This is a genomic window from Sorangium sp. So ce145, assembly GCF_051525985.1.
GTDB lineage: Bacteria > Myxococcota_A > Polyangia > Polyangiales > Polyangiaceae > Sorangium > Sorangium cellulosum_B.
This window is the reverse complement of the sequence record NZ_CP150315.1, coordinates 5,266,962-5,281,465: the sequence shown is the minus strand read 5'-3', so window position 1 is coordinate 5,281,465 and position 14,504 is coordinate 5,266,962. Positions and strand designations below refer to the sequence as shown.

At 71.9% G+C, this 14,504-nt stretch carries 10 protein-coding genes and 1 tRNA gene; 6 read left to right on the top strand and 5 right to left on the bottom strand.

What is annotated here, in order from left to right; genetic code table 11:
- Positions 1 to 132 precede the first annotated feature (132 nt).
- Positions 133 to 1,500 (bottom strand): hypothetical protein, encoded by a 1,368-nt coding sequence (locus WMF34_RS19595; protein ID WP_437994173.1) that lies wholly within the window; start codon positions 1,498 to 1,500, stop codon positions 133 to 135.
- 1,519 nt (positions 1,501 to 3,019) lie between these two features.
- On the bottom strand, positions 3,020 to 3,436 hold the full coding sequence (locus WMF34_RS19590) for a YbjN domain-containing protein (protein ID WP_437994172.1): 417 nt from the start codon (positions 3,434 to 3,436) through the stop codon (positions 3,020 to 3,022).
- Between the two features lie 213 nt (positions 3,437 to 3,649).
- Here WMF34_RS19590 and WMF34_RS19585 point away from each other — a divergent pair, with 213 nt between their 5' ends.
- A complete protein-coding gene (locus WMF34_RS19585) occupies positions 3,650 to 5,461 on the top strand; it encodes an N-acetylmuramoyl-L-alanine amidase (protein ID WP_437994171.1) in 1,812 nt (603 codons plus the stop codon).
- A 40-nt stretch (positions 5,462 to 5,501) separates the two neighbouring features.
- Here WMF34_RS19585 and WMF34_RS19580 read toward each other — a convergent pair whose 3' ends face one another.
- Entirely contained in the window at positions 5,502 to 6,089 is a 588-nt protein-coding gene (locus tag WMF34_RS19580; protein WP_012236418.1) for a response regulator, read from the bottom strand.
- Positions 6,090 to 6,092: 3 nt separating this feature from the next.
- Positions 6,093 to 7,085, bottom strand: a complete 993-nt coding sequence (locus tag WMF34_RS19575) for an NUDIX hydrolase (RefSeq protein WP_437994170.1) — start codon at positions 7,083 to 7,085, stop codon at positions 6,093 to 6,095.
- Between the two features lie 462 nt (positions 7,086 to 7,547).
- Between WMF34_RS19575 and WMF34_RS19570 the strand changes: the two genes are divergently transcribed.
- Positions 7,548 to 7,910 (top strand): TraR/DksA family transcriptional regulator, encoded by a 363-nt coding sequence (locus WMF34_RS19570; protein ID WP_012236416.1) that lies wholly within the window; start codon positions 7,548 to 7,550, stop codon positions 7,908 to 7,910.
- A gap of 126 nt (positions 7,911 to 8,036) precedes the next feature.
- On the opposite strand, the gene uvrA is transcribed toward WMF34_RS19570, so the two are convergent.
- Positions 8,037 to 11,030 (bottom strand): excinuclease ABC subunit UvrA, encoded by a 2,994-nt coding sequence (uvrA, locus tag WMF34_RS19565; protein ID WP_437994169.1) that lies wholly within the window; start codon positions 11,028 to 11,030, stop codon positions 8,037 to 8,039.
- 257 nt (positions 11,031 to 11,287) lie between these two features.
- On the opposite strand from uvrA, the gene WMF34_RS19560 reads away from it, so the two are divergent.
- The 4 genes from WMF34_RS19560 (at position 11,288) to WMF34_RS19545 (ending at position 14,498) form a co-directional block, all read left to right on the top strand.
- Positions 11,288 to 12,346 carry a formylglycine-generating enzyme family protein gene (locus WMF34_RS19560; RefSeq protein ID WP_437994168.1) on the top strand — a complete coding sequence of 353 codons (1,059 nt, stop codon included), beginning with the start codon at positions 11,288 to 11,290 and terminating at the stop codon, positions 12,344 to 12,346.
- Position 12,347: 1 nt separating this feature from the next.
- Positions 12,348 to 13,331, top strand: coding sequence for a formylglycine-generating enzyme family protein (locus WMF34_RS19555; RefSeq protein ID WP_437994167.1), 984 nt, complete (start codon positions 12,348 to 12,350; stop codon positions 13,329 to 13,331).
- Between the two features lie 302 nt (positions 13,332 to 13,633).
- Positions 13,634 to 13,707 (top strand) — tRNA-Ile (locus WMF34_RS19550).
- Between the two features lie 35 nt (positions 13,708 to 13,742).
- Positions 13,743 to 14,498, top strand: a complete 756-nt coding sequence (locus WMF34_RS19545) for a zinc ribbon domain-containing protein (protein ID WP_012236412.1) — start codon at positions 13,743 to 13,745, stop codon at positions 14,496 to 14,498.
- Positions 14,499 to 14,504 lie beyond the last annotated feature (6 nt).

Genomic DNA, 14,504 nt, shown 5'->3' with positions numbered 1-14,504 from the left:
GTTGAAACCCCAGAAAAGAGCAGGAATTTGAACCGCAAAGCGCGCCAAGGACGCCAAGAAAAAACACAAAAATCTTGGCGTCTTATGGCGTCTCGGCGGTTCATCTCTCGCTCGAACGACGTGATCGGTGATCTAGAAGGTTCCCGCGACGCTGAGCGTGGCTTGACCTGGCGCCACGAACGGCGCGATCGCGGTGATGCGCGGCCCGTCGGCCGCGGTCTGCTGCTTCTGCGGGTACCAATCGATCATGGCGTAGGTCGCGGTGCCGACGACCCCGACGCCGAAGAGGACCCACCCCGTGATCGCCCAGGGGACCGCGCCATCGAAGCGGTCGAGCTTCTCGCGGAGCTTTCCGCACGCCTTCCTGAAGTCGGGGAGGTCGCCCGACGGGTCTTCGCGCGCGCCACAGGGCTGAGACCTGCGGTTCGCGGGGATCTCGCTCTGGTGACCCGCGACGTACTCCTCGATCTTCTGCCCGATGTCGTCGGCGCTGCTGCGCGAGTCCACCGTGATGGCCGAGCCGACGATCCCCATGACCAGGCCGACCCCGGCGACGCCGGTCCCTGCCCAGGCGAGCGGCTTGCGAGCGTACCAGTGGAAGAACGGCTCGCGTCCGCCGGAGGCCTGCGCCGGGCTCATCGAGCCCATCGTGCTGCTCGTCGAGACGCTGAAGCCGCCGGTGCCCGTCGGCGCTGCTGGTGACGGTGAGGGGCCCGGCGCGGCTGCGCCCGGAGCCGTCGCGCCGGGAGCGGCCGCGCCCGGCGCCGGCGGCGCGATGTTCGTCGCCGGAGGCTGTGCCGGCGGTGGCGGCGCGGCGCCCGGGGGGGCTGAGGTGGGCGCAGCGGTCGGCGTCGCCGGGGTGGGCGCGCCGACAGGCGGCGTCGCGGGCGTCGCACCGCTCGTGCCCAGGGTGAGCGTCGCCGGCGTGGCGATGCCGATCTTCGCGTCCACCTGCGTGGTCGCTGATCGGTCCAGGTAGGTCGCGAACAAGGTGTGCTTGCCGGGCGTCACGAACACCGGATCGAGCAGCGGCGCCTTGCCGATGAGGACGCCGTCAACGCTGATGTCCGCGCCAACCGCGTCGGCGCTCACGACGAGGAAGCCGCTCTTCCGTTTCACATCGGCGATCGCCTTCTCCGCTGCGGCGCGCTGCTCCGGCGTAGCCGCGGCGTGCTCGCGCAGGAACTGCTGCAGGTGCTTGCCGGCGTCCTGGAGGTGATTGGAGCGAAGCTCGCTCTGTCCGAGGTTGAGCAGCACGGCCGGGTGTCGCTTGAGCGCGTAGACCTGAAGGAACGCGGTGCGTGCTTCCTCGAACCGACCGGCGTCGTACGCCTTGACCCCTTCCTCGTAGCGCTGGCGCGCGACCTCGGTCACGGGATCGGACGGTTGCGCGAAGCTCAGCGGCTCGCTGAAGAGAGAAGGGGGGAGCCCGGCCTCCGTGAGCACGGCGGGAGCGATCAGCGAGAGCAGGAGGACTGGGGCGCAGGCGCGTGTTTTCATGGCTCCTCAGATCGGGCTTCGCCTCGTCGGCGTCCGCGAAAGGATACGATTGCAGCAGGCCTCGCTGCCGAGGCGAGTAAAGAGGTGCGCTTCAGAACGGCGCATCGCGGATGATGCCGCCGCCCTTGCTGCCTCCGGTCGAACTCGTGCCACGCTGCGCCGGTGCTGGAGGCGCGGGCCTCTGTGCAGGGGGGGCTGCCTTCGGCCTGGTCGGTGGCACCGCGGGCGTCGCTGCGCTCCCGGCGGAAGCGGGCGCCGTGGCAGATGCAGGCGCCGTGGCCGCAGGAGGCGTCGTGACAGAGGTAGGCGCCGCCGCGGCGGCAGATGTCGTCGCGGTGGGAGCCGAAGGCGACGCTGAGGCGCTCGGCGCCGGCGAGGCGCCGTCGTCCGTAGCGGTGGCGGCGGTCGAGGCGGCGGGGGGCGCCTGCGAGGCGGCGGGGGGTGTGGTCGCTGCGGCGGATGTCTCCGCCGTCGGCGATGCCGCCGGGGGCCCGGCATCCTCTCCGGCGTCGTCTTGACGCAAGGTGCGAACGACGACGAGCAGCAAGGCCACGCCCGCGAGGGCGAGCACGACCCGCAGCGCCGTCTTGTTCGGCGTGGACACGGGGATCTCGATCGGATCGTGGTCTTCCGTGCGGACGCCTGACGCGGCCACGGAATCAGCGCTCTCCCTCGCCGGATGCGCCGCGCGGGAGCCTCTGCGCGCCGGCCGTGCCGACGGCGGTTCGTCCTCCGGGGGCGGGGAGGGGGACCGGTCCACCCGCGGCTGCGGCGCAGCGGCGTGCGCCCCGGCCGCGGCGCCTGGCGCGCCGGCCGCCGCCGCCGGCTCACCCATCCCTACCTGTGTTTTCCCCGCCGGCGCGGGAGGCTGATCCCGTGTCACCGCGCCGCCCTCCAGCGCGATCGGGGCGCCCGCGTCCGAGGCGCCGCCGGCCGTCCGGGCGTCGATGAGCGGCTGAGGCGAGGGGCTGGCCTGCTCACCGGCCCCCGCCGCTCCCGCGTCGCGGGACGTGGCCCCCGCCGCGGGCGGCCCCGGCGGGTCCTCACCGATGGCGATGGTCGGGACCCCCTCGATCACGGTGTCGGACACGCCGGACGCGCCGGCTGGCGGGGCCTCGATGACGCCCGTCGTGGGCGCCGCAGGTGCAGCAGGAGAAGGCGCCACCGCGGGGCCAGGCTTCACCGCCGGCGCTTCGGCGGGGGAGGCCGCCTGGGCTTCCGACGATTTCGCAGCGGATGCGCCGGGCTCCTGAGCAACGGCGCCGCCGCGCGCGTCGCCTCGGGCGCCCGACAGCTCGTCGAACGCCTCCCAGGATGGCCGGATCGACGACGCGATCCGCTCCGCCTCCTCCGCAGAGAGGGAGCGCTCACCAGGTTCCGCGGTCGTCGGTTGCTCCCCCGCAGTCATCGCGGTGAGGAACTTACCACCCGCGTCTGCTGCACCGCAATCTCGCGACGGATCGGCGCATCACGGGCTGCCGCGCGCGGCGGGGGCGCCCCCGGAACCACCGCGAACGGCTCACCCGCCGCGCACCTCACGCAGCAGCGCGTCATCCCAGGTGTCGGCGACCTGGCTCACCGTCGTGACGATATCCTCGAACTCTTCGTATTCGAGCGCGCTGAGGCGCCGCAGGCAGCGCACCACCACCTCGTTGCGCGCCTTGTCGATCGCGAAGGCCGCGTCGGAGGTGATGACGAAGCTGAGCTCCAGGAGACGCCTATAGAAGGCCTCGCGCCCGCTCAGGGGCACGGCCATGATGGGAGAGAAGACCATCAGGACGCCTTGCGCCTCCAGCACGTTGACGCCGATGGTCGCGCTCCCGCGCTGAAGCTGCGCGTACCCCGTCTCGTCGAGCGTGCTGGCGCCAGCGCCGCTCGGCGATCTGGCCCCGCCCTGGGAGCTCGCGTTGTACCGGGCGAGATACGCGTTGACCATGCTCGTCGCGTCGGCAAACCTCTCCCCCGACGCGCGGTCCGCGTAGAGGGGTCCTGTGGATGAAGTGGGCGTGAGGTCGGGCACGTGAAACCTCCTGGACGCATCGCCAGTCGCTCGGCGCGCGGGGCTGAACTGGCGAGCCGACAGCACACCAGCCCAGCGTGGTTGCATCGTAGCGCTCCGGCGTTCGCGGCGATCGCGCTTTTTGCAGTGGTGGCGCACGCCACCCTCGGGTGCAGCACGGAGGGCGGCACGCCGGCTGCGCCCGCCGGCATCTCCGACGAGGAGCGCGCCGCCGCGCTGCTCGATCCGGCTGCACTCCTCCCACCCCGCGCCGAGACGGTCGCCCTCGCCGATGCCGTCGCCATCGCGTCATCGCGCGCCGGGGCGCCGGCGCAGGCGGCCTCGCTCGCGGAGCTGGCCGGCGACCTTCGCGTGCGGCTCTTCCGCCTCGATCAGGCGGTCACCGACGCGCGCGAGGCGATGGAGCTCTACAGCGCGGCGGCGACGGCCTTCCGCGCCTCGGCCGATCCGGCCCACGTCGAGCGCGCGTGCCAGGCCGAGCGCCGCCGCGCGCTGCTCGCCGGCGAGCTCGCTCACGACGCGGCCGTCGCGTACCGCGAGCTCTACCTGGTCTCGCGGCGCTACGCGGCCCTCGCCCCGCCCGCGCCGTCAGGCGGCGCGCCGCGCTCGCAGTGCCTTGGCGCGCTCGCGCTCGCGCTCGCGCAAGCCGCTGCCTACCGGCCCAGCGGGGACGCGCTGCGCGCGCTGGAGCAGGAGGGACACCGGGTCGAGGGCGTCGCGCTCGCGCTCGCACCGGGCCCGGCGCCGGGCTCCCCCGCCGCGCCCGCGAGCGCCGCGGGCGCGGCGCCGGTGCAGGTGACGACCGCCGAAGCCACCGGCGATGTCGTCGTGGCCCCCCGTGCGCCGGCGGCGCCCACCGGCCCGGTGAAGATCACCTCGATCGAGCGGCACGGCTCGGACAAGGGGGCGCGCGTCGTGGTCGAGCTCTCCGCGCCGACGACGTTCGACGTCGGCACGCTCGCGGCGGACGAGAGCGCCGGCAAGGACGCGCGCGTGTTCGTCGACATCGCGAGGGCGACGTCGCGCGGCATCGCGAAGGAGATCGAGGTCGGCGGCGTCCTGCGGCGGGTGCGCGTCGGCGTCCAGCCGGATGGAACGCGCGTCGTCCTCGATCTCGCCGCCAACCTGCACCGCCGGATCTTCTACCTCCCCGATCCGTTCCGGATCGTCGTCGACGTGAGCACCCGCCCTCCGTTGCGCGACGACAAGGACAACCCCGGCGGCGCGCGGGAGGTCCGGCGCGTCGCGATCGACCCGGGGCACGGCGGCAACGACACCGGCGCCGTCGGCCCCACCGGGTTGAAGGAGAAGGACGTGACGCTCGACGTCGCCCACCGCGTCGCCCCGCTCCTCGCGCGCGAGCTCAAGATCGAGACGCTCCTCACGCGGGACAGCGACACCTACGTCCCGCTGGAGCTCCGCACCGCGCGCGCGAACGCGTTCCACGCCGACCTGTTCGTCTCGATCCACTGCAACGCGAGCGAGAACGGCCGCGCTCGTGGGGTCCAGACGTTCTCGCTCGCGGCCCCTCACGACGGCGAGGCGACGTCGGCGCAGCTCGCGGCGCGCGAGAACGCCGCCCGCGCCGGGCGGGGAGGGCAGGGCGTGGACCCAGGTGATCCCGGCGCCCGCCTCGAGGTGGCGGCGATCCTGTCGAACCTCAACGTCGGCGACATGGCGGCCCGCTCGCGCCACTTCGCCGAGCTCCTCCAGCGATCGTCGCTCGCCTCGCTCTCGCCCCGCTACCCCGACACGAAGGATCAGGGCGTCAGGGGCGCGGGCTTCTTCGTCCTCGCGGGCGCCGACATGCCGGCCGCGCTGTTCGAGACCGCGTTCATCTCGAACCCCGAGGACGAGGCTCGCCTCGCGACCGCCGACTTCCGGCAGAAGATGGCGGACGCCATCGTGAACGCGATCCGCGCCTACCGCGAGGGCAAGTGAGGGGCGCCGCTGGCGTGCGCGGGCGTCGCCCGCGCAGGCGTCACCCTCGCTCGAGGCCCATGAGCCGCTCGAGCGAGTCGCGCAGCTCGCCGGCCTCGCCCTTCTTGATGAAGTCGTAGGCGCCGGCCTCGGTCGCGTTCTTCTTCATGTCCTCGTGGTTCGAGTACACGATGCAGCGGATGTGCGAGGTCGCGTCGATGGAGCGGAGCCGCTCCAGGCAGCGCACGCCGTCGAGGCCCGGCATCATGATGTCCAGGATGAGCGCGTCGGGCTGGAGGTTGCCCACCGCGACGAGCGCGTCGAACGGATCCTGGAACGTCGTCAGGTCGAACCTCCGCGACAGCGTCTTGCGGAGCGCGGCGAGGACGGAGGGGTCGTCGTCGACCACGACGACCTTCGGCTTGCCCATCCGGAGGATCTCCGGGATCGGGTAGCCGTACTTTCGGAGGAAATCGAGCACGTCCAGCCGCCGGAAACGGAGGTGCCGTCCGGGCGTGCGGAAGTGGCGGATCTCCCCCTTGTCCGCCCAATTGTGGATGGTCTTGAGGTCCACCTGACAGAAGCGCGCGACGTCGCTCGCGGTGAACAGCTCGGGCTGCGTCGTGTTCTCTTTCGGGTTCGTTTCCATGGCTCACTCCTCGAGATCAGGCGTCGCCGGCACGGAGGGGGCATTCGTCTGGGGGGCGTCGAAGCTGGTCGGCACGGGTGGATCTGGCTCTCGTTCCTGTTTGATGTGGATCAGGGATCCATGTGCGCAGCATTCTTCGGCGACGAAGCGCCCGTTGCGCAGGACATAACGGGTCGGCCCCTCGGCGCGCCGATCGCGGGCCTCGTGCGAAGGGTCGCCTGGCAGCGCCAGGTAGGGCGGCTCGGCCCCATCGCCCGGGACGAAGCGCGGACAGATCGGCAAGAGCGGCTGGCGTTCCGCGAGCGCCACGGCGCTGCGCACGTCTGCGACCGCGGCGAGGAGCTCGAGCGTGCGTGAAGTCGGCGGAGCGAGAAGGATCTCCCCACGCGCGGCGCGCTCCAGGACCTCGGACGGCGCTGCCCAGAAGCTCATCGTCGTCTCGTGCCCGTCGTGTCGCCCGATCTGGCCTGGCGGCAGCGGTAGCAGGAAGAAGCGCGCGTCGAAGCGCCGCGCCTCGGCGAGGGGCGTGATCCACCGCGCCCACGGGACGAGCGCCGCGAGCGCGAGCCTCAGGCCGCGCCGCGCGAGGACCGCATCGAGCGGCGCCCCGGCGGCGAGCTCCCGCCCCACCGCGTCGACCTCGTCGCCGGACAGCGGAAGATCGGTCGGCAGGATGCCCCCTTCCTCCAGCGTCTCGCGGCACGCGGCCACGCACAGCGCTCGCGCCGGCGTCTCGCCCGTCGCGAACGCAGCGGCGCGCGCCGGTGGCTCGGTCGCCCGATCCCTCCAGACTTCCGCGCCGTCCTGCGCGTCCACTTTCCCACCAGGGAACACCACGGCGCCCCCCATGAAGCTCGAGCTCGCGTGGCGGCGAACGCAGAACACCTCGATTCCAGCGCGACCGTCACGGAGGACGATCACCGTGGAGGCATCGCGGGGACGGACCGGGGTTCGGTTCTGATCGAAATCCAGCAATATGGGATAAATTTGTTCCACGTGAGCTGCCTTTCGTCAAACCGTCCGCTGCGTCTCATTTCCGGCGTGCTCTGGGGTGAGCATGCGGGTTTGAGGCCAAGTCCGCCGCCTTTTCCGGCGGCTCGGGGACTTCCCGCAGATGCTTTCCACGCTGTCCCGACAACCGATGCAAACCGATGCCGCAGCGTGCGGTCGGTCGCGGGCGTGATGGCGCTTGATGGCGCTTGATGGCGACCCATGGCGAGTCGAGAGGCGTCGGCCGCGGTGAGCTCAGGCGATCTCTGCCTGCGACGGAGGCGTCGTTGACGGGCTCGGCTCCCACGCTTAGAATCCCGCGCCTCGCAATTTCGGGGGGCTGTCTGGCCTCTCCGGACATGTCGCGGAGCCGTAAGTCCCGGCAGCCGGGGTCAGCGCCCCGCGGCTTGCATGCGCCAGGGAGCTCAGACGGCAGCGCCGAACGGCGCATTCGACGCGAGAGGACCTATGAACAAGGCCCAGCTGAAAAAGTTCAAGACCCTGCTTGAGACGAAGCGCGACGAGATCGTCAAGAAGGCCAAGCAAACGCTGACCGAGGACATGATGCTCGACGCGAACGATCTCCCCGACGAGATGGACCTCGCGTCGAGCGAGTACCTGCAGTCGTTCACCTTCCGGCTCCGTGGCCGCGAGAAGTCGTTCCTCGACAAGATCCAGAAGGCGCTCGTGAAGATCGAGGACGGCTCGTTCGGCAAGTGCGAGGAGTGCGAGGAGGAGATCTCGGCGAAGCGCCTCGAGGCGCGCCCCGAGACGACCCTGTGCATCCGCTGCAAAGAGGATCAGGAGCGGGTCGAGAAGGACTACGGCTGACGCTGCGCCGCGCGAGGAGGCCGGCCGTCGGTCGCCTCCTTGCGCGAGGGTGCCTCGGCGCCGTCGGGCGTGCGCTCCTGCTCCCGGTCCACGTCGCGCGGACCGGGCGGGGCCACGCCCGTTCTGCTATTTGCGGGCGGCCGCGCGGCCGCGCGGCTGCTGCGGGGTGCGGCGCTTCGACGCTGCGAGCACCTCGCGCAGGTACGCGCCGGTGAATGACGCCTCCTCCTGCGCGATGTCCTCCGGGGTGCCGGCGGCGACGATCGTCCCGCCGCGCTCGCCGCCCTCGGGGCCCAGGTCGATCACCCAGTCGCTGCAGGCGATCACGTCGAGGTTGTGCTCGATCACGAGGACGGTGTTCCCGGCGTCGCGCAGGCTCATCAGGCTCGCGGTGAGCACCTCGATGTCGGAGAAGTGCAGGCCCGTCGTCGGCTCGTCGAGCACGTAGAGCGTGCGGCCGGTGGCCTTGCGCGCGAGCTCGCGCGCGAGCTTCACGCGCTGCGCCTCGCCGCCCGAGAGCGTCGTCGCGGGCTGCCCCAGCGTGATGTAGCCGAGGCCGACCCGCGCGAGCGCGGCGAGCCGCTCCCGGACGCGGGGGAGCGCCTCGAACTGGTCGATCGCCTGCTCGACCGTCAGGTCGAGCGCGTCGGCGATCGACATCCCGCGGTAGAGCACCTCGAGCGTCTCGCGGTTGTACCGGCGGCCGCCGCACGTCTCGCACGTCACGAAGATGTCGGGCAGGAAGTGCATCTCGATCCGGAGCACGCCGTCGCCCTGGCAGGCCTCACAGCGGCCGCCCTTCACGTTGAACGAGAAGCGGCCCGCCTTGTACCCGCGCGTCCTCGCCTCCGGGAGGCCCGCGTAGAGCTCCCGGAGGAGCCCGAAGACCCCCGTGTACGTCGCCGGGTTCGAGCGCGGCGTGCGGCCGATCGGGGCTTGATCGATCGAGATGACCTTGTCGATGTGCGAGAGGCCCTCGATGCCGTCGCACGCGCCGATCGGGGCGGAGCTCCTGTACAGCTCGTTCTTCGCGGCCGGCAGCAGCGTGTCGACGATGAGGCTCGACTTGCCCGAGCCCGACACGCCGGTGACCGTGCAGAAGAGGCCGACGGGGATCTCGGCCGTGACGTTGAGGAGGTTGTGGGCCCGCGCGCCGCTCACGCGGATGAAGCGCCCGTCGGGGCGCTGGCGCTTCGTGGGGATCGCCAGCTGCTTCTTGCCGCTGAGGTACGGGCCGGTGATCGACGCCGGATCGGCGCTCAGCTCCTCCGGCGTGCCCTGTGCCACCACGTTGCCGCCGTGCACGCCCGCGCCCGGGCCCATGTCCACGATGTGGTCGGCCGCGAGGATGGCGTCGCGGTCGTGCTCGACGACGACCACGGTGTTGCCGAGGTCCACGAGCCGCCGGAGCGCCTCGAGCAGGCGCGTGTTGTCGCGCGCGTGCAGGCCCACCGAGGGCTCGTCGAGCACGTAGAGCACGCCGACGAGCGCGGCCCCGATCTGCGTCGCGAGGCGGATGCGCTGGCCCTCGCCGCCGGAGAGGGTCTGCGCGGAGCGGTCGAGCGTGAGGTAGTCCAGCCCGACGTCGATGAGGAACCCGAGGCGGGCGATCACCGCCCGGAGCAGCGGCTCGGCGATCGCGCGCTCGCGCGGCGCGAGCGCCCCGTCGACGTGGGCCTCGCCCGCGGCTTGCCCATCGGCGGAGGCCCGCTGCGCGCTTCCCTTTGCGGCCTGCGGCGCGCCTTCCTTCGGCGGCATGAGGCCCTCGAGGAAGACGCGCAGCGTGCGCAGCGGCAGGGTGCCGACGTCCGCGATGTTGCGATCCCCGAGGCGCACGGCGAGCGCCTCCGGGCGCAGGCGCCTGCCGTCGCAGGCGTCGCACACGCGCGTGATGACGAAGCGGCCGATCTCGTCGGAGAGCGCGGCGCTGTCCTCGTCGGGATCGGCCTCCTCCTCGTCGGCGAGGGCGGGCTCGCCGCTGCTCAGCAGGCGCTCGAGCCGCGGGATGATCCCCTCGTAGGCGGCCCTCTTCTTCCCCCGGCCGCCGGCGCCCTGGGCGTCGCTCCCCTCGAGGATCGCCTGCCGCACCGCCGCCGGCAGCTTCGCCCACGGGACGTCCGGATCGCAGCCGAGCGCGCTGACGGCCCGCTCCGTCTCCGTGGCGAGCGAGAGCGAGCCGCGGCGCCCCCAGGCCACCACCGCCCCCTCGCGGAGCGTGCGCCGAGGATCGGGGACCACGCGGTCCGGATCGATGCGGGTCCTCGCGCCGATGCCGTCGCAGGCGGGGCACGCGCCGTGCGGGCCGTTGAAGGAGAACATCCGCGGCTCGATGGGCGGCAGCGAGATGCCGCAGTCGATGCACGCGAAGCGCTCGCTCATCCAGAGCGGCTCGATCTTCATGCCGTCGCTGGAGATGTCGACGAGCAGCCTGCCCTCGCCCAGCTTGAGCGCGAGCTCGACGGAGTCGGTGAGCCGGCCCTTGATGCCGTCCTTGACCACGATCCGGTCCACGACCACGTCGAGGTCGTGCGCGCGCGTCCGGTCGAGGACGATCTCGTCGCCGAGATCGACGATCTCGCCGTCGATGCGCGCTCGCACGAAGCCTTCCCGGCGCAGCCGCTCGATGTCGAGCTTCAGCTCTCCGCGGCGCCCTCGCGCGATGGGCGCCATGATCGTGACCCGCGTCTTGTCGCCGAAATCGAGGATGCGGTCGACGATCTGCTGCACCGTCTGGGCCTCGATCCGCTTGCCGCACGCGGGGCAGTGCGGGGTGCCGACGCGCGCGAAGAGCAGGCGGAGGTAGTCCGAGATCTCGGTCACCGTGCCGACGGTCGATCGCGGGCTCTTCGCCAGCGCGCGCTGCTCGATCGCGATGGCGGGCGAGAGGCCCTCGATCGACTCGACGTCCGGCTTGGATAGCTGCTCGAGGAACTGCCGCGCGTAGGCGGAGAGCGACTCGACGTAGCGGCGCTGCCCTTCCGCGTAGATGGTGTCGAACGCCAGGGACGACTTGCCCGAGCCGCTCGGACCGGTGATCACCACCAGGCGGTCGCGCGGAAGCGACACGCTGACGTTCTTGAGGTTGTGCTGCCGGGCGCCTCGAACGACCAGTCGATCCATAGGGGGAACCGGAGAGCTATCACACACGGAACCGGGCGTGGCGCCGCTCCTGCTCGCCGCTCGCTGCTCTGTCGGCTCAGTTGCCCCAGTTGCCCCAGTTGCCCCAGTTGCCCTGGTGGCCCCGTCGCGCGCCGCGACGCGCCGCGTACGGCGCGCGCCAGGTCTTCCGGTTGTCTTGCAATTCTTCTCACGTCGCTGCGCTGCGAGCTGGACTATGAGAGGGCGCGCAGGTGGAAGCGCGTGCAAGGAGTGTCCTGATGGCGGTCGGCGCCGGCGCTGCGCTCGGCGTTGTCGCGCTCCTTGCGCGGTACGCCCCTGAGCTCGACGCGCTGCTGCTCGCGCCGCCCTCTCCGTCCGGGCGCTCCGAGCCCGGCCCCGCTGCGGCGCGTTCTGCCGGGCCCGCGGCACCGGCATCGTCCACGCCTGCACCCGCCACGGCCGCTGGTCAGGAGGAGGCAGCAGCGCCCGCTCCGGGCTCACCTCCCGGCGCGGCCCCGGTTCCGCGAAGCGCGAGCCGGCAGGCCGCCGCGGCGGCCCCGCTGGTCGATCCCTTCGCGGCGGATCCGGTGGCGCGCGCTGCGTGTCCCGCCGATATGAGCCTCGTGGAGGGCGATTTCTGTCCATCCCTCCCGTATGTCTGCACCCGCAGCGGCGATGGAGCCGGCCATGGCTGCCCCGAGTACGGGCGCGGCGCCCGCTGCCGGGCTCCGGTGGATCACCGGCGCTTCTGCATCGACCGCCACGAGTGGCCGAACCGGGTGGGCGAGCTCCCGCGCGTCTACGTCGACTGGTACGAAGCGAAGTCGCTCTGCGCCTCGATCGGCAGGCGGCTGTGCCGGCGCTCCGAGTGGATGCTCGCTTGCGAAGGACCGAAGCGCCTGCCGTATCCTTGGGGCTTCGTGCGCACGCCCAGCCCTTGCAACATCGACCGCGCCGCGATCGAGTTCGACATCGACGCCATGGTGGACGAGGCGACCCGCGAGGGCGAGATCGCCCGGCTGTGGCAGGCCGATCCCATCGGATCGCACCCGAACTGCATCAGCGCCTACGGGGCGTACGACCTCTCCGGCAACGTCGACGAGTGGACCGACAACCTCGCCGACGATCCGGGCACGTCGCGCCCGGCCACGCTCAACGGCGGCTACTGGGGTCCTGTTCGGAACACCTGCCGCCTCACGACCGGAGGGCACGGGCCGACGTTCAAGTTCTACCAGGTCGGCTTCCGCTGCTGCGCGGACACCGTCGACGGCGTCGTCACCCCGCCGCCGCGGCCCTTCATCGAGCGCGACCGCGAGAAGGACGGCGTGTACGACTGACATGCGCGAGCGCATCGCCTTCATCGCCGCCCTCGTCGTCGCCGCCCTGGTGAGCGCGCTCCTCTTTGCCCCCCGCTTCCAGAGGCCACCTGAGCCGCTCGACGCGGCGAGCGCGGCCCCGGCGGCGAGCGTCGCCCCGCCGGAGCCGGCCCCGCCCGCGCTGGCGCCTCCGGCGCCGCCGCCGCTGCCCGCGTACGTGCGCGTCGACCCGGAGAGCCGCACGGCGTGCCTCGGCGGGATGGTGCTCGTCGACGGCATCTATTGCCCGTACGTCGGGCACCACTGCGCCGCTTACATCGACGAGGAGAAGGACATCTGCGCCCGGTTCGAGCCGGAGGTCCTCTGCGAGGGGCGCCTCCAGCACCGGCGCTTCTGCATCGACGTCTTCGAGTACCCGAACATCGAGGGCGTCCGCCCGGTGGTGATGGTCAACTGGCTGGAGGCGAAGCGCGCCTGCGAGATCGAGGGCAAGCGGCTCTGCTCCGGCGAGGAGTGGGAGTTCGCGTGCGAGGGGCCGCAGATGTGGCCCTATCCTTACGGGATCGCTCGCGATCCCGACGCCTGCAACATCGACAGGAAGATCTCGATGCCGGTGCTCGAGACGTTCGCTGACCCATGGAAGATCTCGGCGGAGGTCGAGCGGCTCGATCGCCGGGTTGCGTCCGGGGAGATGCACCGGTGCGTCAGCCCCTTCGGCGTGCGCGACATGACCGGCAACGTCGACGAGTGGGTGAACAATGAGCTCGGCACGCTGGACGAGAAGCCGTTTCGATCGACGCTGAAAGGGGGCTACTGGGGGCCGATCCGCTCGCGATGCCGCCCGGTCACGTCGACGCACAACCGGTGGTTCCGCTTCTATCAGGTCGGGTTCCGGTGCTGCTCCGACGCGCTCGACGGGGGCAAGGCCGTGACCCCGGCGGCAAAAACAGCGCGCATCCCGCGCCGCAGCCCGATGGTCGATCCGGGCGGGCGGCAGGGGCCGTGAGGGGCCGCAGCCCGAGCGGGCCTCTGCCATGGCCCACGGCGCTGCCTCTGGCGTCGCCTCTGGCGTCGACCGACCGCGCACGCCGGCGCGATGTCCCCGCGCCATGCCCGGCGAGGCCCCCCTCGCGCTGCGCCCCGTCCGCGGACGGGCTTCCCTCACGGCCGAGCCACCCCTGACCGCCGTGGCGCCATCGTGGAACCCGGTCGGGCCGAACCGCTCCCCTTCCAACTGCGCGCCGCTTGGACTACGTTGTCCGCCGGTGCGAAAGTGGGCGGCCCCGATCGGGGTTCGCCCTTGTACCAGGGCCTATAGCTCAATCGGTCAGAGCCCCCGGCTCATAACCGGGCTGTTCCTGGTTCGAGTCCAGGTGGGCCCACGAAAGCCACGAAACAGAAGGAGACAAGGAAGCACGTGAGCATCCGCGAGCAGATCGCATTCCTCGAAGAGCTGTCGGCCATCGACAGCGAGATCCGCCGCATCGATGAGCAGCTCGACAAACAGCGCGGCAGCCTGGAAGGGATGCGGTCCGACCTGAAGGGGCTAGAGGAGCGGCTGAAGCGCGATCGGGAGACCCTGGCGCAGATAGAGAAGACGCGCTCCGAGCAGCACGTCGAGCTCCGCCAGATGTCGAGCCAGATCGAGCGCTCGCGGGAGAAGCTGCAGCGCTCCCGGAACGAGCGCGAGTCCAACGCGGCGCAGCGCGAGATCGAGGAGCTGCGCAAGCTGCACCGCGATCGCGAGGAAGAGATCGAGCGGCTGAACTCGGCCTCCGAGGGGGCGCGCTCGGCGATCGACGTGGCGGAGGCGAAGCGCGTCGATCTGGCGGGGGCGATCGACGGCAGCGCGCCGGGGACGCAGGCGTCGCTGGCCGCGCTCGAGGCCGAGCGGGCCCAGCGCGCCGACGCGCGCCAGCAGGTGGTCGGCAAGCTGCCGGTCGTCCTGTACCGCCGCTACGAGTCGATCCGGACGCGCAGGCCCGTCGCGATCGCGCGCACCTACGACGGCACATGCCTCGGCTGCCACCTGTCCGTGCCGCCGATGATGTTCCAGAAGATGCGCCGCCAGGAGGAGTTCGAGCGGTGCCCGAACTGCAACCGGATCCTCTACTACATGCCGCCGGAGCCCGCGACGGGCAGCACGCCGGCCGCGGACCCCTCCCGCGCCTGATCCCGG